Annotated in this window: 12 protein-coding genes; 1 reads left to right on the forward strand and 11 read right to left on the reverse strand. The window is 68.8% G+C overall.

All coding sequences use genetic code 11. From position 1 onward, the window contains the following. Positions 1–461 precede the first annotated feature (461 nt). From ACM6LU_RS23735 to ACM6LU_RS23760, 6 genes are all read right to left on the reverse strand, one after another. On the reverse strand, positions 462–2,189 hold the full coding sequence (locus ACM6LU_RS23735) for an ArnT family glycosyltransferase (protein WP_414939953.1): 1,728 nt from the start codon (positions 2,187–2,189) through the stop codon (positions 462–464). Positions 2,190–2,233: 44 nt separating this feature from the next. Continuing rightward, positions 2,234–3,430, reverse strand: a complete 1,197-nt coding sequence (locus ACM6LU_RS23740; RefSeq protein ID WP_414939954.1) for a glycosyltransferase — start codon at positions 3,428–3,430, stop codon at positions 2,234–2,236. A gap of 26 nt (positions 3,431–3,456) precedes the next feature. Next, positions 3,457–4,683, reverse strand: a complete 1,227-nt coding sequence (locus ACM6LU_RS23745) for a glycosyltransferase (RefSeq protein WP_414939955.1) — start codon at positions 4,681–4,683, stop codon at positions 3,457–3,459. Between the two features lie 26 nt (positions 4,684–4,709). After that, positions 4,710–5,876 (reverse strand): glycosyltransferase, encoded by a 1,167-nt coding sequence (locus ACM6LU_RS23750; RefSeq protein ID WP_414939956.1) that lies wholly within the window; start codon positions 5,874–5,876, stop codon positions 4,710–4,712. A gap of 25 nt (positions 5,877–5,901) precedes the next feature. Continuing rightward, positions 5,902–7,377 (reverse strand): tryptophan 7-halogenase, encoded by a 1,476-nt coding sequence (locus ACM6LU_RS23755; protein ID WP_414939957.1) that lies wholly within the window; start codon positions 7,375–7,377, stop codon positions 5,902–5,904. A 62-nt stretch (positions 7,378–7,439) separates the two neighbouring features. Further along, complete coding sequence (locus ACM6LU_RS23760) at positions 7,440–8,672, reverse strand: cytochrome P450 (RefSeq protein WP_414939958.1); 1,233 nt, start codon at positions 8,670–8,672, stop codon at positions 7,440–7,442. A gap of 177 nt (positions 8,673–8,849) precedes the next feature. Here ACM6LU_RS23760 and ACM6LU_RS23765 point away from each other — a divergent pair, with 177 nt between their 5' ends. Continuing rightward, positions 8,850–9,026 (forward strand): hypothetical protein, encoded by a 177-nt coding sequence (locus tag ACM6LU_RS23765; RefSeq protein WP_414939959.1) that lies wholly within the window; start codon positions 8,850–8,852, stop codon positions 9,024–9,026. Between the two features lie 332 nt (positions 9,027–9,358). On the opposite strand, the gene aroF is transcribed toward ACM6LU_RS23765, so the two are convergent. The 5 genes from aroF to ACM6LU_RS23790 all read right to left on the reverse strand — a co-directional run bounded on the left by aroF (position 9,359) and on the right by ACM6LU_RS23790 (position 18,758). Beyond that, positions 9,359–10,396, reverse strand: a complete 1,038-nt coding sequence (aroF, locus tag ACM6LU_RS23770) for a 3-deoxy-7-phosphoheptulonate synthase (RefSeq protein ID WP_414939960.1) — start codon at positions 10,394–10,396, stop codon at positions 9,359–9,361. Positions 10,397–10,445: 49 nt separating this feature from the next. After that, positions 10,446–11,654: a cytochrome P450 gene (locus ACM6LU_RS23775; RefSeq protein WP_414939961.1), complete on the reverse strand. Its 1,209-nt coding sequence runs from the start codon at positions 11,652–11,654 to the stop codon at positions 10,446–10,448. Between the two features lie 21 nt (positions 11,655–11,675). Continuing rightward, positions 11,676–12,851, reverse strand: coding sequence for a cytochrome P450 (locus ACM6LU_RS23780; protein ID WP_414939962.1), 1,176 nt, complete (start codon positions 12,849–12,851; stop codon positions 11,676–11,678). A gap of 115 nt (positions 12,852–12,966) precedes the next feature. Continuing rightward, positions 12,967–13,176 (reverse strand): MbtH family protein, encoded by a 210-nt coding sequence (locus tag ACM6LU_RS23785; protein WP_409491165.1) that lies wholly within the window; start codon positions 13,174–13,176, stop codon positions 12,967–12,969. Then, on the reverse strand, positions 13,173–18,758 hold the full coding sequence (locus tag ACM6LU_RS23790; RefSeq protein ID WP_414939963.1) for an amino acid adenylation domain-containing protein: 5,586 nt from the start codon (positions 18,756–18,758) through the stop codon (positions 13,173–13,175). The genes ACM6LU_RS23785 and ACM6LU_RS23790 overlap by 4 nt, the downstream gene beginning before the upstream one ends. Positions 18,759–18,773: the final 15 nt, after the last annotated feature.

Below are 18,773 nucleotides of genomic sequence, written 5' to 3' on the forward strand. Positions count from 1 at the left end.
AAAGCGGTGGTTGCGAAGCGGCTTTTCGGGACTTGAGTGGTAAGGCGCGGCGGCGTCGACAGAGGGGTGTGTGGAAATAGGGACGTTGAGTGTCCCTATTTCCACACACCCCCCTCGGATCCGGTGGCCACAGGGACTCCTCGTACGGGACTGTGTGGATTTTGGGTCATCTAATGTCCCAAAATCCACACAGTGAGGGACGCGGCCCGGCACCGAGCCAGGTCGGTCGAGACGTTGCTCCACGGGCACGGCACACCGCGAGACTGATGTCCCCAATGTGGCATTGGGGGCAGCGGCTCTCGTGAGGAGTGGGGATGCTGAGCGGCAGGGGACGTTGAGGGTCCCGATTCTTCCCCGCTCAGCACAATCCCGGCGAGTCCGGTAGTGGTTTCGGTGGCTGTCGTGAGGTCAGGTCGGTCTCGGAACCCAGGCGCACGCACGACCACCCCGACCGACGCCGATCACCCACCCCCGCCATCACCCGGCATGCCACCCGGCGCGCCGCCGGGGATGCCGCCGGGCATGCCACCCGGCTCCGGCCGGTCCGGCATCTCTCCCGACTGCGGTCCACCGGGGATCTTGCCAGACTCCGGTCCGGCGTTCGCGTCGTAGGAGGTGCCGGCGTAATCCGGGTCGAGTACCGAGAAGGCGTAAGTGGCGGGTGCGGCCAGCACGGCCGCCACGCCGAGCGCGAGCGCGGCCGTGACCATGGTGGGGGAGGCGGACTTGAGCGCTCGTGCCAGAACCAGCGCGACGATGGCGACCGCGCCGAGCGCGAGCGTGCCCCATTTCGCCCACGGCAGGAAGTTCGGGTAGTGGGACCACAGCCAGGCGCCCCAAGCCAGTTCGGCCGCGACCGCGAGTGGCAGTAGCCAGGTTTGCCTGCCGCCGCGCCGGTACGCCCGCCAGAACATCACGATGCCGAGGGCGGAGAGCGCGGCGACCGGAGGCGCGAGTGAGGCCACATACGCGGTATGCGGGACTGTGCCCACGCTGAAGATCAGGCCGAAGGTCAGCAGCCATACGCCCCACATCACCAACCCGCCGCGCACCGGGTCGGTGCGCTCGGCGCGGCGCCACCACCAGAGCCCGCACAGCAAGGCCAGCACCGTGAGCGGGAACAGCCAGCCGACCGCGACGGGGAGGTGACCGTCGAACAGCTTGCCCCACCCCAGCGGGCTCTCCCTGCTCGCCGCCTTCGTCGGGTCCTCCCACGGATTCCCCCTGATGGCGGGAATGATGTCGATCATCGGGGGAGGCGGTGCGTCCGGGACGACGATCGGGACGTCTCCGTCGGTGACCTCCCTGGCGCCGGGGATGCTGATGCCCACCCGCCCGAGGCCGTTGTATCCGAACACCATCGCGGCGGCGCTGTTGTTCGTGCTGCCATCGACATAGGGCCGGTCATCGGCCGGGGTGAAGGTGTAGAGCGCGATCCACGACAGCGAAACCGCCAGCGTCACCACCCCGGCGATTCCCACGTGCTTCATCCGGCGGCGCGACTCGACCGGCGCGGACAGCAGGTAGCCCGCCAGCAGCGCGGGCAGGATCATCCACGCCTGCAACATCTTGGCCTGGAAACCGATCCCGACCCAGACACCGGCCAGCACCAGCGACCGCAGACGTGCTTCCAGGACGGCGCGCTGATACGCGTCGACGGCGAGCACCAGGCACAGGGTCAGGAAACCGTCGTGCATGCTGTGCCCGAACATGGACGCGGCGACCGGGGTGAGGGCGAAGATGCCCGCGGCGAGCAGCCCGGGGGCCACGCCGGCCCACCGCCGCACGACCCGGTACAGCACCAGTACCGAGATCACGCCCTCGATCACCTGTGGCAGCGCGAGAGACCATTCGTGATAGCCGAAGATCTTCGCCGAAATGACCTGGGGAACGAATGATCCGGCGAGCTTGTCGAGCGTGTACGTCGCTTCCGCGTCGATGGCGCCGAACAAGAATCCCTTCCAGCTCCCGGACATGCTCTTGACGGCTTCCGCGTACAGCGGCGCGTAGTCGACCAGCGGCAGGTTCCAGGCGTAGAGCACCGCCGCGACGAACGCGATGCCCAGCAACGCGGGACGGGCCCACCTCGGCTGACCGGCCGGTGAACGCCAGACCGCCCAGCGGTCGGGTTTGCCGTCAGGCACGAAATCCTGAGACGGCGAAGGCAGATAGGCGAGTGTTGCGGACACCCCGGTACCTCCGGACGTGATGACGGGTCGATGGGGAAAAGCCGTCACTGGACGGTGTCGAGCAACAGTTCCGCGGCCACCGTCGCCCCGTCGGTGTGGACCGTGGCGGCCACGGCCTTCGCCCGCGTGCGGGTTTCCGGGGCCAACGCCGTGGCGAGCGCGGCCGACAGGGAGTCGGACGTCGGGTCCGCGACTTCATGCGCCGCGCCGATGCCCAGCTCGGCCACCCGGCCCGCGAAGTACGGCTGATCCGTGTACCGGGGTATCACGACCTGGGGGACGGCGGCTCGCGTGGCCACGTGCGTCGTGCCCGCGCTGCCCGGGTGGATGACGGCGGCCACGCGGCCGAACAGCACCTGGAGGTTTGTTTCCTCGACGGCGAAGCAGTCGTCCCGGTCGTCGGGCAGGGCCAGGTCGGCCCAGCCTTGGGAGAGGATCACCCGGCGGCCCTCGGCACGGATCGCCTCGATGGCCACGCTCGCGGCGTCAGCGGTTCCGGTCGCGCTGCCGAAACCCACGTATACCGGCGCCGACCCGGCGTCCAGGAACGCCGCCAACTCGGCCGAAAGAGGCCGTTCGTCGGGCAGGCCCCACACGCCGGTCTGCACGGCGTCGAGCTCCGGCTGCAGCGGGGCCAGTACCGGATCCGCCGCCAGCCATGGCTGATCGGTGTAGGCGTAGTCGAAGAGGTTCTCGACCGGTGGCAGGCCGATCGAAGCCCGCTGGCTGTTGAGCGGACCACCGAAGCGCTGGTAGAAACGTCGGTGCCGCTGCTCCCACAGCACCTGGTTGTCGGTCACGCCCGGTTCGGTTCGCTCGTCCAGGGGTGGCTGGAACTGCGACGACGGCAGATAGACCGGACTGTAGGCGGCGTAGAAGTAGGGGATGCCCACCTTCTCGGCCACCGACCGCACGGCGGCCGCGGCGGCCAGCTCTCCGGTCGTCACCACCGCGTCACACCCTTCGGCGGCCGCCGGGACCCTGTCGAACTGCATAGCGACCAGACCGGCCTGGAGCCGGCGCTCGTCCTCGGGCGACGGCGGCGGCATCCCGTCCTGCAACATCACGCGCTGCGGCATGCCGACCGGCACCAGCGGCACCCCGACCTCGGCCAGCCGCTCCGCGGCGGCGGGCGGCGCGCACATCCGCACCTCCGCCCCGCGTTCCCGCAACCGAACCGCCAGTGCCACCAGCGGTTCGACGTCCCCACGGCTGCCGGACGTCGACAACAACACACGCATTACGTATCCCCAGTTCCGTAGGTTGGTCAGGCGGGAACAGACGGCCTTTCCTTGCTGACCGCGTCGAGCAACAGCTCCGCGGCCACCGACGCCCCGTCAGTGCGGATCGTGCTTGCCACTTCCTTCGCCCGCGCACGGGTTTCCGGAGACAAGGCCGTGCCGAGCGCCGCCGACAAAGCCTCGAACGTCGGAGCCGGACCGTCGAGCGCCGCACCGATACCGAGTTCCGCCACCCGGCCGGCGTAGTACGGCTGGTCCGCGATCTGGGGCACCAGAACCTGGGGGACGCCCGCACCGGCGGCAACGGTCGTCGTGCCCGCGCCGCCATGGTGGATGACGGCGGCCACCCGGCCGAACAACGCCTGGTGGTTCACCTCCCCGACGGCGAAGCAGTCGTCCCCGTCGTCGGGCAGGGTCAAATCGGCCCAGCCACGACCGAGGATCACCCGGCGGCCCTGTGCGCGGATCGCCTCGATGGCCGACCGGGCGGCGTCGGCCTGCGCGCGCATACTGCCGAAACTCACGTACACCGGCGGCGGGCCGGCGTCCAGGAACGCCTTCAACTCGGCCGAAAGCGGCCGTTCGTCGGGCAGGAGCCACGCGCCGGTCTGCACGGCGTCGAGTTCCGTCGGCTGCAGCGGGGCCAGTACCGGATCCGCCGCCACCCAAGGCTGATCGGTGTAGCAGAAGCCGAAGACGTCCTCCACCGGCGGCAGGCCGGCCGTGGCCCGCCTGCTGTTGAGCGTGTCCCCGTACCGGTTGTAGGCGCTCTGGTTGTTCCGGTCCCACAGCGCCCGGATGTCGGTCCCGTCCGGCGCGGGTGGCTCGCCGATCGGTGGCGGCGGCGCGTAGTACGGCGATGGCACGAAGATCGGACAGTAGAAGGCGTAGAAGTAGGGAATGCCCAGCTTCTCGGCCACCGACCGGACGCCGACCGCCGCGGGCAGCAGGCCGGTCGTCACCACCGCGTCACACCCCTCGGCGGCCGCGGGGATCTGGTCGAACTGCAGGGTGATCGCCTCGGCCATGAACCGGGCCATCTCCTCGCGCGACGGCCGTGTCGTCCCGTCCGCCTTCGGGCGCGCCGGCTGCCCGATCGGCACCAGCGGCACATCGACCTCGGCCAGCCGCTCCGCGGCGTCCGGGGGCGCGCACATCCGCACCTCCGCCCCGCGTTCCCGCAACCGAACCGCCAGCGCCGCCAGCGGTTCGACGTCCCCACGGCTGCCGGACGTCGACAACAACACACGCATTACGTATCCCCAGTTCCGTAGGTTGGTCAGGCGGGAACAGGCGGCCTTTCCCGGACCGCGCGGAACAACAGGTTCGCGGCCACCGAAGTCCCGTCAGTGCGGATCGCACCGGCCACTTCTTTCGCCCGCGCACGGGTTTCCGGAGACAGAGCCGTGCCGAGCGCCGCCGACAAAGCCTCGAACGTCGGAGTCGGACCGTCGAGCGCCGCACCGATACCGAGTTCCGCCACCCGGCCGGCGTAGTACACCTGCTCGATGATGTGGCGGACCACGATCTGCGGGGCGCCCGCCCGCGTGGCCACGTGCGTCGTGCCCGCGCCGTCGTGGTGGATGGTGGCGGCCACCCGGGCGAACAAGGCCTGAAGGTTCACCTCGCCGACGGCGAAGCAGTCGTCCCCGTCGTCGGGCAGGGCCAGATCGGCCCAGCCGCGGGAGAGAAGTACCCGGCGGCCCTGTGCGCGGATCGCCTCGATGGCCACCCTGTCGGCGTCGGCGGTCTTGAGCGAGCTGCCGAAACCGACGTACACCGGTGCCGAACCGGCGTCGAGAAACGCCTCCAGCTCCGCCGGAAGGGGCCGCTCGTCGGGCAGGATCCACGCGCCGGTCTGCACCGCGTCCTCGCCCGGCCGCAGCGGCGCCAGGGTCGGATCCGCCGCCAGCCACGGCTGATCGGTGTAGCCGTAGTCGAAAAGGTTCTTCACCGGTGCCAGGCCGATCAAGGCCCGCTGCTCGTTGACCGCGCCACCGGCGAACCTGTCGGCGCCCTCGTTGTACTGGGCCCGCCGCTCCGGGGTGTGCGTCGTCGGCAGATGGTCCGGACAGAGAACGGTGTAGAAGTAGGGGATGTCCAGCTTCTCGGCCACCGACCGCGCGGCGATCGCGGTGGGCAGCAAACCGGTCGCCACCACCACATCACATCCCTCGGCGGCTTCCGGAAGCCGATCGAACTGCTCGGCGATCACCTCGCCCGCGACCTCGGGCGCCCCGGGCGGCAGGACTCCCGGCTCGCGTGCCCCGGCGCGCACCGGCCGTCCGATCGGCACCATCGGCACCCCGACCGCGGCGCACCGCTCCACGTAGTCCGGCGGTGCGCACATCCGCACCTCCGCACCGAGTTCCCGCAACCGCACGGCCAAGGCCACCAGCGGTTCGACGTCGCCGCGTGATCCGCAGCCCGAAATCAGCACGCGCATGCGCATCCCCTCTCCGGTAGACCACTCACGCCGGGTGGTAGGGCAGCCATTTCATCCCGTCGGGCGAGGTGACCAGTCCCCCGGGGAACAAGGGCATCTCAGGCTCGGCGTCCTCGCCGAGGATCGCCTTCATCTGCACCTGGCCCGCTTCCTGCATCGCCTGCTTGACCACCTGCGACTTGAACATCGGCACCATGTCGTCCCCGTCGCCGCTCGCCATCTGATCAACGGCCGCGGCGAATTCGGCACTGCGCTCGACGATCCGGTCCGCGGCCGTCAGCGCCGTCTCACCGGAGGACACGCCACCGATCAGCTCGACGAACGACTCGATATCGGTGTTCTCGTTCTTCGTGACCTTCTTGGCCTGCCAGAAATACGATTCCTCGTTCACGTTCATCTGATAGAACGACACGAGGAATTCGTAGAACACGCCGTATTCGCGGCGATACCGCGCCTCGTACTCGGTCAGTACGGTCTTCTCGTCCAGATCGCCCGCGAGGACACTGTTGATCGACCGGGCCGCGAGCAGCGCGCTGTAGGTCGCCAGGTGCACACCGGAGGAGAACACCGGGTCCACGAAGCACGCGGCGTCACCGACCAGGACCATCCCCGGCCGCCAGAAGGTCGTCTGCTGGTACGAATAGTCTTTGCGGACCCGCAACTCCCCGTACTTTCCGGTCGTCACCCTGGTCGCGTTCGACAGGTACTCCGAGATCAGCGGGCACTCGGCGATCAGGTCCGTGAGCGCCTTCTCGCGGTCACCCTGGATCTTGTCGGCGTCCTCCCGGCGCACCACCGCGCCGACACTGGTCAGCGTGTCGCTCAGCGGGATGTACCAGAACCAGCCGCTGTCGAAGGCCACACTCAGGATGTTGCCCGAGACCGGCGCGGGCAGCCGCTTACCGCCCTCGAAGTACCCGAACAGCGCCAGGCTGCGGAAGAACTCCGAATAGTTCCGCGTACCGCCGACGTGGGAATACAGCCGGCTCTTGTTACCCGACGCGTCGATCACGAAGCGCGCCGACACCTCACGCTCGTTACCGTCGGGGTCGGTGTACCGCAGCCCGGTGACGCGCTCGCCCTCTTCCACCACATCGTTGACCGCGCACCCCTCGCGCACGACCACGCCCTTGCTTTTGGCGTTGTTCAACAGGATCTGGTCGAACTTCGCCCGCTCGACCTGATAGGCGTGCGACGTCGAGCCGGTCATCTTGGCCGAAATGCCGAAGTGGAACGTCCACGGCTCCGGGCGGGCACCCCAGCGGAAAGTGCCGCCCCGTTTGATCGGGAACCCGGCATTGGCCAGTTCGTCCGCGACGCCGAGTATCCGGCACACCCCGTGCACCGTGGCGGGCAGCAGCGACTCACCGATCTGATAGCGGGGGAAGACCTCTTTCTCCAGCAGCAGGACCCGGTGCCCCTGCATGGCCACCAAGGTGGCGACGGTCGAGCCGCCAGGACCGCCACCGGCCACCACCACATCGAACTCTTCCACCGACATATCCCACCATTCCTCGTTCGAGTGTCAACTCGTTGTGGCTGTTGAACTTGGTCTGTAGTCCGCTACCAGTCGACCGGCAACCGATCCGGGCAGTCGACGAACGCGTTCCGGTGCTTGACTTCCTCGATGGGCACCGTCAGGCGCAGCCCGGGGAACCGGCGCCACAGGGTCTGATAGGACATCCGCAGCATCACCTTCGCCACCGCCGCGCCGATGCAGAAATGGATGCCGTGCCCGAATCCGACGTCCGAAATCGGCGGACGATTCGCGTCGAGGACATTGGGATTCGGCGTCAGCGCTTCATCCCGGTTGGCCATGAGAATCGAGCACAGGACATAGTCCCCGGCTTTGATCAACTGCCCGTCGATGATCACGTCCTTCACGGCCATCCGTGGATTCGGCTGCTGCACGGGCGACAGATAGCGCACCAGTTCGGTGACCAAGCGATCTGCCTCCTCGCGGCCGGCGAGGAGTGCCTTGATCTGCTCGGGATTCTGCAGAAGAGCGAGAACCCCGAAGCCGATCATCCCGGCGACGGTCTCGACACCACCGAGGATCAGCGCCGTGCACAGGCCCTTGAGTTCTTCGTCCGAGACGTTGTCCCCGTGCTCTCGCACGAGCATGCCGATGAACCCCTCGTCGGGGTCCTTGCGCTGCCGGGTGATGAGACCGTTCAGGTATCGGTTGAACGCCGCGCTGTCGTTCGCTCGCTCCTTGAACCCACGGTTGAAATCGACGTTCCGCCTGATCCGGCGGATGAACTCGTGCCGGTCGTCACGCGGGATGCCGAGCAGTTCGCACAGGACACCCCCGCCGACCGGATCGGCGAACAGTCCCTGGAGGTCCGCGGACGGCCCCTCCGCCTCCATCGCCTCGAGCCGCTCGTCGATAAGGCCTTGGATGGCGGGTTCCAGCCGCCGGATCCGCCGGACCGTGAATTCCGGTGTCAGCATTTTCCGCAGCCGGGTGTGCTCGGGTGGATCATAGGTCGAGATCTGTCCGACGAACTGGGACGCTACGTGATTCCCTTTTCCGGTCACCGATTCCGACTGGGTCAGCCGGGGCCGCGTGGTGAAGTTCTCGTGATCACCGAGGATCTTTCGCACCACGTCGTAGCCCATTGCCTGCCAGACATAGTCGACGCCCAGCTGAGTGCTCGCTTCCCCGACCGTCCGGAACAGCGGGCCGTGCGCCCTGAGTTCGAACATGTCCTCATGCGGATCGCAAAGCGTTCTCATCATGTAGTTCGCCGTCGGCCGTAAAATCGGCGCGACCCCATCGATAGCGTGATCCATACCGAGCTGAAGCTCCTTCACTGACCAGGAGTGGCGTTCTGAGAACGACACCGGATGGACGCCGGCGCAACCGGCCCTGGCACTCTGGCGACCCAATTCCACCTGCAATCAGACAGCAGGTCCAGCACTGCGCGTGGACAACGGGAGGCCTTCGGGACCTGGGCGGGCACGGTGCCGATGACCGGTCCCGAGGCCGGACTGTCGTCCCTCACCGTGTGGTTTCGGGACGTTATCGAGGAGAAGGCCGACCGTGTCGTGTTCGTCTGCGAGGCCGGCGGCGGGGTGAAGGCTCCCTTGGCCACGTCTGATGCGACGAAGGACGCCTTCGGCCCTGATCAGGGCACGGGGTCGTGAGTGGCGATTCGGCTCGGAGCCAACCGTGTCTCAGGTACCGACCGTTGGGCGGTTTCGCGTGACTGAACGGACATCACCCGTGATTGGCCGGACATCACCCGTGATCCGACGGACATCACGCGTGATTGGCCGGACTCCCGCGGCGAGTTGTCCGTCTGGACACGTGTGACATCCATCCAGTCACGTGTGACGTCCGTTCAGTCACGCGAAACCACCGGCTCGGTACTGGGTCTCGTGAGTGGCGATTCGGCTCGGAACACGGATCGCCACTCACAACCCCAGTACCGATCAGGCCATCTTTGCCTTGTCCCTCATTGGAGCCGCCCAGGCGACTACGCCATGAGGCTCGCTCCCGCGGTGAGGTGGCGGCCGAGCAGCGGCGGGAACTCACGGACGGCCCTGCCCAGTTCGGCGAGGTCGTCGGCGACCAGCGCCTGGGGGCCGTCGCAGAGCGCCTCTTCCGGAGTGGGATGCACATCGATGATCAGGCCGTCCGCGCCCACCGCCATCGCCGCGCGGGACAGCGGCAGCACCAGTTCGCGCCGTCCGCCGGAATGCGACGGGTCGATGATCACCGGCAGGTGGGTCAGCGCCTGCGCGACCGGGACCGCGGAGACGTCGAGGGTGTTGCGGGTGGCCGTCTCGAACGTCCGGATACCCCGCTCGCAGAGCACGATGTCGAGGTTGCCCCGCTGGGCGATGTACTCGGCGGCCATCAGCCACTCCTCGATCGTGGCGTTCATGCCCCGCTTGAGCATCACCGGCTTGCCGCAGTCGCCGACCGCCTGCAGAAGCGCGAAGTTCTGCATGTTCCGTGTGCCGACCTGAAGCATGTCCGCGTACTTGGTCACCAGGGATACGTCGTGCGCGCTGACGACCTCGGTGACCACGGGCATCCCCGTCTTCTCCCGGACGTCGGCCAGGATGCGCAGGCCGTCCTCTCCGAGCCCTTGGAAGGCGTACGGCGAAGTTCGCGGCTTGTAGGCGCCGCCACGCAGCAGAGACGCGCCGGCCTGCTGCGCCATTCGTGCGGCGGCAAGGGTTTGGCGCGGCGTCTCGACCGCGCACGGGCCGGCGATCAAGGTCATCGTGCCGGGGCCGATGGGCACCCCCGCGACGCCGACCACCGAACGCGCCGGATGGTTCTCACGGCTCACCAGCTTGTAGGGCACCGAGACGCGCAGTACGTCGGCGACCCCCGGTTTGCCGAGCAGGCCGAGCGTCTGGAACCGCTCGATGTCACCGACCAGCCCGATGATCGTCCGGCTGACACCCCGGCTGACGGACGCCGAGCCGCCCGCTCTCTCCACCATCGAGACGAGCGCGTCGATCTCGTGCACCGAGGCGTCGGGCGCCATCACGATTACCATTTGAGTCTCCCTTGGAATGCGAACGGCCCCGGGGCGGTCCAGCAGACGATCACCATGCGACCATCAGGCTGGTCAAGCCATACGCGGGGGTGGTCAGGCGGAATTGCGTTTCCTGGTCGGGATCCGCGAGCCTCAAGTCGGGAAAACGTCGCCACAGAGCGGTATAGACCGCTCGCAGTTCGAGGCGGGCCAGCGCGGCTCCCAGGCAATGGTGGATGCCGTGCCCGAACGCGACATGAGCAATGGGCTCACGCGTGACGTCGAGGCGGTCGACATCCGGTTGCAGGGCAGGGTCACGGTTCGCCGCCGGGAGGGAGCAGATGACCGACTCCCCCGCCTTGATCACCTGGTCCGCGATGGCGACGTCTTCCATCGCGGTCCGGGGTGTCGGCGCATACGGGACCGTCAGGTAGCGGAGCAACTCGTCGACGGCCCGATCAGCCGACTGATCGTCGCCCCGCAACGCGGCGATCTGCTCGGGGTGCCGCAGCAGCGCCAGCACGCCGAGCCCGATCATGCCGGAGATGTTGTCGTCGCCCGCCAAGATCACCTGCACGCAGAAGCCTCTCAGCTCCTCGTCGGTGACCGCGTCGCCGTGTGCGGCGACGATCGACCCGAACAGCCCTTCGCCGGGGTCCTTCCGTTCCCTGGCGATCATGGCCAGCAGGTAGCGGGAGAACGCCTCGCCGACGGCCGCCCGTTTCCGCTGGCTCAGCGAGGCGTCGAGATGCCGGTGACACAGCTGCATGAACATGGCGCGGTCGTCACGGGGCACCCCGATCAGCTCGCACAGCACGGCTCCTGGCACCTCGTCGGCGACCAGCTCGATCAGATCGGCGGGGGATCCCTCCCGCTCCATGGCATCGAGCCGGTCCGCCACGATCCGGTCGACGTACGGCCCCATCCGCCGCATCCGGCGCAGGGTGAACGCCGGGGTCACCAGCTGCCGGAGCCGGGTGTGCTCTGGCGGGTCGTAGTCCATCAGGTTGCCCACCAGTTCCCGCGGCCGGAAGACGCCCTTCCCGCCGATCTCGTCGCGCGGGTCCCAGCGGCGCCGGGTGCTGAACTTCTTGTGATCGCCGAGCACCTGCCGGACGACGGCGTGCCCGGTGGCCATCCAGGCGGACTCGGCGTCCGCTCCGGATCCGACGGTGACCCTTGTCAGGGTGCCGGCGGAAAGCAGTTCGTCCGCCGGATCCAAGCCCTGTCGTCGAATGTGAAGCGGGAGCGAACTGTCATCGCTCACTGGGTTGTTCATCGGTTCTCCTGTATTTCCGCGCTACCAATCGAGCAGCAGGGATTCCACGTCGAACGGCGGGTGACCCAGTTTGATCTCGCGGTCCGGTTCGGCCAGCTTCAGCGCGGGAAAGCGGTGTGTCAGCGCCGGAATCGCGGTCCGGAACACCAGCTCGGCCAGCGGCCTGCCGAGGCAGTGATGGATGCCGTGCCCGAAGGCGACATGCGCAGGCCTTTCCCTGGTGATGTCGAACCGATCCTCCGGGCCGGGGAAATGCTGGCGGTTCGCGGCCAGCAGAGAGCAGGTGACGGTGTCGCCTTCCTTGATGACGCAATCACCGATGCGCACGTCCTCCATCGCGATGCGCGGGGTGAGCTTCTCGTCGGTGGTGAGATAGCGGACGACCTCGTCCAGCCAATCCGGGACGGCGTCCGCGTTGTCCCGGAGCATCGCGAACTGCTCGGGGTTCTCGGCCATCAGCCAGGCACCCGCCGCGAGGAAACGAGCCATCTGATCCCCGCCGGCGCCCATGATGAACGCGGCCACCCCCTTCAGCTCCGCGTCGGTGATCGCGTCGCCGTTTTCCTGCACCACCACACCGAACATGTCGTCACCGGGATCGCGGCGCGTACGAGCCACGACCTGTTCGATGTAGGTCATGTACTTGTTTCCCGCCGCCACGCGCTTCTTGCCGGACTTTTCGGCCCGGCTGGCGTGGAGGGCGCGTGACAGATCCGCCTGGTCGTCGCGGGGGATGCCGAGGAAGTCACACGTCACCGTCGTCGCGACGGCCCACCCGAAGTGCGGGACGAAGTCCACCGGGCCGCCGATGGCCTCGATGTCGTCCAGGGTCGTCCTGATGATCTGTTCGATCTGCGACCGGAACTTCTCCATCCGCCGGACGGCGAACGGGGAGACCACCATGCGGCGCAGGCGCGTGTGCTCCGGCGGGTCGTACTGCGTGAGGAAGCCGGGCCAGGTGAACCCGGCCGCGGTCCCGCCCCAGAGCAGCTTGGCGCTGAACTTGTCCGAGCCGAGAACCTGCCTGATCTCCTCGTATCCGGTGACGAGCCACGCGGTCCTCGGTTCGGGACAATCCTCGACACCCAAGATGGACATGGGGCCTTCGCTCATCAGGGTGCGGAGCTGGGATCCCGGGTCGAATCGGGTCCTCCGGTGTATCTCCGTACCACGGATGACGTTGATCTCCTCGAACACTGCTGGTCCTTTCCCCCCATCCAGCCCGGTGGAGGCGGAATGGATGTTTCAGGTCGGTCGGACGAGAGTCGGGGCTCGTCCAACCGACCACATTGAGCGGCTGGACGCCTCCGCCTCAGGCGCCGGCTTCTTGAATGAGGCTCTTCGGCCGGAGGTCGGTCCAGTTCTCCTCGACGTAGGCGAGGCATTCCTGACGGCCGGCTTCACCGTGGACGCGGGTCCAGCCCGCGGGCACCTCCGCGAAGGTCGGCCAGAGGGAATGTTGGCCCTCGTCGTTGACCAGTACGAAAAAGGAACCGTCTTCGTTGTCGAACGGATTGCTCATCGCTGTGTCCTTTCACGGTCCGGCCGGGGCCGGAGCTTCTCGGCGACGATGGCCCCGATCTGGGCCAATGCCGCGGGTTGCACCATTTCGTAGTGGTCGGATGGGATCTCGTGGGATTCGACGGTCCCGCTGGTGTAGTCCTTCCAGCTGTCCCTCGCGTATTCCACGGGCATATGCGCGGGACGGTCCACCGCGGCGATGAACAGCAGGACGTCGCTGGCGAAGGTCGCGGAAGCGGTGTGCCTCGGCCCGACCTCCCAGAGGTTCCGCATGACCGCCTTCAGCCGCGACCGGGCGCCTTCGCCCTCCACCACTTCACCGGCGAGTTCCAGTTCCTGCTGCTTCCGCTTTCCGAAGGCCTCTTCGTCGGCCGCGGAGCCGGTCGACTTCTTTCCCATGTAGGTGGGATAGGCGTCGAGCAGGGCGAGCAGACCGACCTCCTCCCCCGCCGCCTCGATCACCACGGCCATCGCCTGCGCGATCCTCCCGCCGAGGGACCAGCCAAGGAAGTGATACGGCCCGGACGGTTGGACGGCGCGGATCTGTTCGAGGTAGTCGGCCGCCATCTCCTCCACGCTGGCAGGCAGCGGTTCGGTACGGGCCAGGCCGCGTGCCTGCACCCCGTAGACCGGCTGATTCGCCGGAAGGTGGTTCAGCAACGGGCCGTAGTTCCAGCTCAGCCCCCCGCTCGCGTGGAAGCAGAACAGTGGCGGGCGGTCACCTCCCGCTCGCAGCGGCAGCAGGATCTCGTAGTCCCCCGTCCGCACCAAGGCGTTCGATCGCCGCCGCTCGCCGACGACGATCAAGGTCTTGGCAGCGGTCTTGCGGGCGCGCAAGCCGGTGGGCAGCATGCGGTGCCCCGGAGCCCCGAACGGACAGGGCACGGTCGGCTGATCGGGTTCGCCCTCGTCCACTCCTTGACCGGTGACGTAGAGATCGCCGACGGCACCGGGAGCGACGGGGCTCAGCTCGCCGTCGAGCAGGAGCGCGCCGAGCGGGCCGTCCCCGGCCAGACCGGCGAGCACCGACGGGACGGCACCGGACCATCGCGCCGGCGCGATGGGCGGACGGCCGCGTTCGGTGTCGTCCAGGAAGAGGTCCAGGTCGCTGATCCGCCGTCCGGGATCCTCCGCCACCTGTTCCATGACGCGGACCAGCCGCCGGGCCACCGACTCGGCCGTGTCCTGGTCGAACAGGTCGACGGCGTAGTGGAGGGAGCCCGCGAGGCCGTCCTCGTTGTCCTCGTCGTCATGGCACTCGGCGAGGCGGAAAGCGAGATCCAGTTCGATGGCCTCGAGCCCGCCGGGTTCGACGCTGGTGCGCAGGGCGGGCAGTTCCGTCGCGTCCCACGTGCCGGTCTCCTCGTCCCGCACCTCCAGTCCCACCTGGAACACCGGGTGGCGTGACAGCGAGGCCGGCAGGTCCAGCAGCTCGGCGATCCGTTCGAAGGGCAGGTCCAGGTGCTGGTTCGCGCCGACGGCGGCCTCCTGCACCCGAGCGACGACCTCCAGGAAGGTCGGGTCACCCGAGACGTCCGTGCGCAGGGCGAACGGACGGCCGAACTGCCCGATCATCGGCTCCAGGTCGATGAAGTCGTCGTCCCTCGGCAGGGTCGTGCCGATCACCAGGTCTTCGCCCGCGCCGTAGCTGGCCAGGAGCATGACGAGCGCGGCGTGCACCGTCTGCTGCGCGTCCGCGCCGAGCCGCTCCACCGCGGCGGTCAGCCGGGCGTGTGAGGCGGCGTCCAGCCGCAGCGCGACCGAACCGGCCCGCCGCGACGGGACGGCCGGTCGCGGGCGGTCGAACGGGAGCACCGTCTCCCCGTCGATACCCGCCAGGTTGTCCCGCCAGAAGACGACCTGCTCGTTGATCAGGCTGCCCAGCTCGTGCTCGTCCGCGAGAAGCTGCTGCTCCCAGATCGCGTAGTCGGCGAACTGCAGTGCCAGCGGCGCACGCTCCGGAACCCTTCCCGCGCGCCGTGCGCCGTACGCGGCCGCCAGGTCACGGAAGAACACGTTGATCGAGTCGTCGTCGGCGAGGATGCGGTGCGCCTTCAGGTGCAGCACGTGCTCCTTTTCGGACAGTGCTAAAAGGTCACAGCGCCACGGCACCTCCCGCGTGAGGTCGAAGACTCGTTCGCGCCGCTCGGCGAGTGCCCCGGGGAGGTCCTCCTCGGTGACCGGTACCGGGGCCAGCTCGACCGCCAAGGCGTCGTGGATGTGCTGATACACGCTCTGCCCGTGGCCGGGGAAGCTCGTACGGAAGATCTCGTGCCTCGCCGCGACGTCGCCGAGCGCCGCCGCCAGCGCGGGCACGTCCAGCTTGCCGCGCAAGCGCAGCGCGACCGAGACGTGCTGGTCGGCGGTTTCCTCGCCGGGACTGGCCAGGAGCCAGGCGCGGAGCTGGCGGGCGGTGAGGGGCACCCGGTCTCCTCGGGTGGCGGTCACCAGCGCGGGCCGCGACTTCGCGGCGAGCACCCTGGCGACACCCGCGGGCGTCGGCGAGGTGAACAGCTGCCGGACGGGCAGATCCGCGCCGAGTTCTTCACGGATCCGCGCGATGAGCCGCATGGCCAGCGCCGAACTTCCGCCAAGGTCGTGGAAGGCGTCGTCGACCCCCACCGGGTCGACGCCGAGGATCTCCGCGAAAAGCGCGCACAGCACCTTCTCGGTTTCGCTCTGCGGCGCCTTCTCCGACGTGCGTCCCGCGAGATCGGGGGCGGGCAGTGCCCGGCGATCCACCTTGCCGTTGGGGGTGACCGGCAGGCCGGGCAGGACGACGACCGCCAGCGGGACCATGTACGAGGGCAGGACCAGTCCGATCTGCCGCCGGATCTCCTCCGCACCCGCGTCGCCGCCGTCTGAGACGACGTAACCCACCAGACGCTTTTCGCCCGGCTGGTCCTCCCGCGCCAGGACGACGGCTTCGACCACGCCCGGCTGGGCCGCCAGCACGGCCTCGACCTCGCCCAGCTCGACCCGGTAGCCGCGGATCTTCACCTGCTCGTCGGTACGCCCGAGGAACACCACCTCGCCATCGCTGGTCCAGCGCGCCAGGTCCCCGGTGCGATACATGCGCTCACCGGGGAGGAACGGGCACGCCACGAACCGTTCGGCCGTCAGGTCCGGCTTGGCGAGGTAGCCGCGGGCCAGCCCCGTGCCCGCGATGTACAGCTCGCCAACCACACCCGGTGTGACCGGTCGCAGGAAGGCGTCGAGGAGGTAGATCTTGCGGTTCGCCATGGGATGGCCGATCGGCAGTTCCCGGCCGACCACGTCACCGGGCTCGATCGGGAGCCACGTCGCGCACAGGGTGGTCTCGGTCGGCCCGTAGGTGTTCCTCACCCGCAGAGCGGGCTGGGCCCGCCGCAGGTTCTCCACGGACTGGGCGGGAACGATGTCCCCGCCGGTCCCGATCTCGACCAGGCCGGTGAAGCACTCCGGGGACGTTTCCGCCAGCGCTCGGAAGGTACCGGCGGTGAGGTGGACGGCGGTCGCGCCCCGTTCGACGGCCTGCCGGACCCCGACGGCGTCCAGCACTCCCGGCTCGGTGAGCAGGACCCGGCCACCGGTGACGAGCGGTACCCACATCGCGTAGAGCGAGGGGTCGAAGACGTGCGTCGCGTGCATCAGCACGCCGTCGTCGGGACCGAGCTGCCAGCCCGCGTCACCGGCGAGACCGGCCACCGCCCCATGGGGGATGGCCACGCCCTTCGGGAGGCCCGTGGATCCGGAGGTGTACATGACGTACGCGAGATCGTCGGCGCTCGGCCGGAACTCCGGCGCCGTGGCGGCACAGGCGTCGACGGCCGCCCGCGTCTCCGGCGCGTCGAGAACGATCGCGCCTTCCGGCACGACGCCGCTGGTGGCCCGCGTGCAGACGACGGTCGAGATCCCGGAGTCGGTGAGGATGAACGCGATCCGCTCGGCCGGGTACTCGACGTCCACCGGGACGTACGCGGCGCCCGCCTTCCAGATCGCCAGGAACGTGCTCAGCAGCTCCGGGGACCGGTCCATGGCCACCCCGACGCGGTCGCCGCGGCCGACGCCACGACCGGCGAGGTACCCGGCCAGCCGGTTCGACGCCTGGTCGAGCTCCGCGTAGGTCAGGTTCGCTCCGGAGGCGTCGGTGATCGCCACCGCGTCCGGCGCCCCGGCCACCCGCCGCGCGAACAGTTCGACCACGGACTTCCCCGGCACCGGGCCCGCGGTCGCGTTGAAGTCGTCCACCACCAGGGCGCGCTCGGCCTCACTCAGCAGCGTCAGCCTGCCGACGAGGACATCGGGCTCGGTGACCAGCCGCTCCAGCACGCGCGCCAGCGCGCCAACGACCGATTCGGCGGCCGTGTGGTCGAACAGGCCCTGGTCGTAGTCGAGGATGAGCGGCATCCGCTCGCCGGGACCGGTGATCAGGGTGAACGGATAGTGCGAGGAGTTGCGCCCCCGCTTCACCGGGCGCAGGGCGAGGCGGCCGTCCGGCTCCTCGCCGAGTCCCTGGCGGGGGAAGTTCTCGTAGATGACGAGCGTGTCGAAGACCGCTCCGGGCCCGGTGACGGCCAGCACGTCCTGCAGGCCGAGATGCTGGTGAGCCATCAGTGTCGACTGGCGGCGCTGCAGGTCGGTGAACAGGTCGACGGCCCGGCGCGCGCCGTCGAGCCGGACGCGGACCGGCAGGGTGTTGAGCAGCTGGCCGACCATCGACTCCACGCCCGCCAGATCGGCGGGGCGCCCCGAGGCGGTCGCGCCGAACACCACGTCGGTGCGGCCGGCGAGTTGCGACAGCACGACACCCCAAGCGCCCTGTACGACGGTGTTCAGGGTGAGACCGTTGCCGCGCGCCAGCCGGGCGAGGCCGTCCGTCAGCTCGGTGGACAGCTCGACCACCGCCGTGTGGATATCCGGCACGCGGGCCGGATCGGCGGGGACGACCGTGGTGGGGGTGTCCAGCCCGGCGAGTTCGTCCCGCCAGGCCGTCCGGGCCGCTTCCTTGTCCTGCCGTCCCAGCCAGGCGAGATAGTCCCGGTAGGACACGGTGGGCGGGAGCCCGGACGCGTCGCCGCCCGCGGCGTAGATGTCGGCCAGCTCGCGGTGGATGATCGGCATCGACCAGCCGTCGGTCAGCACGTGATGAAGGGTGTGCACGAGCCGGTGGCTCTCCTGGCCCAGCCGGACCAGGTGCAGTTTCATCAGCGGCGCCGTCTCGATGTCCAGCCGTTCCGCGACTTCTTCCGCGGCCAGCCGGTCCACCTCGCCGTCGACGATGTCGTCCGGCAGGCCGGAAAGATCCGTCTCGCGCCACGGAATCTCGGCGTCGCGGGAGATGACCTGCACCATCTGCGCGCCGCTGACATAGCGGAAACAGGCCCGCAGCGCGGCATGCCGATCGACGAGCGCCTGCCACGACGCCTTCAGTCGCCCGGCGTCCAGCGGGCCGTCGATGCCGTAGACGGTCTGCACGGTGTAGGTGTCCGGCCCGTCCTTGTCGAGGACGGTGTGAAAGAGCATCCCTTCTTGCAGCGGCGAGAGAGGCCAGACGTCCTCGACGCTGGAGCGGGGCTTCGCGCGAGTGTCGTCAACGGTCACGATCTGCTCCTTTTA

Origin of the sequence: Amycolatopsis sp. cmx-11-51 (genome assembly GCF_047608665.1) — a bacterium.
Classification (GTDB): Bacteria; Actinomycetota; Actinomycetes; order Mycobacteriales; family Pseudonocardiaceae; genus Amycolatopsis.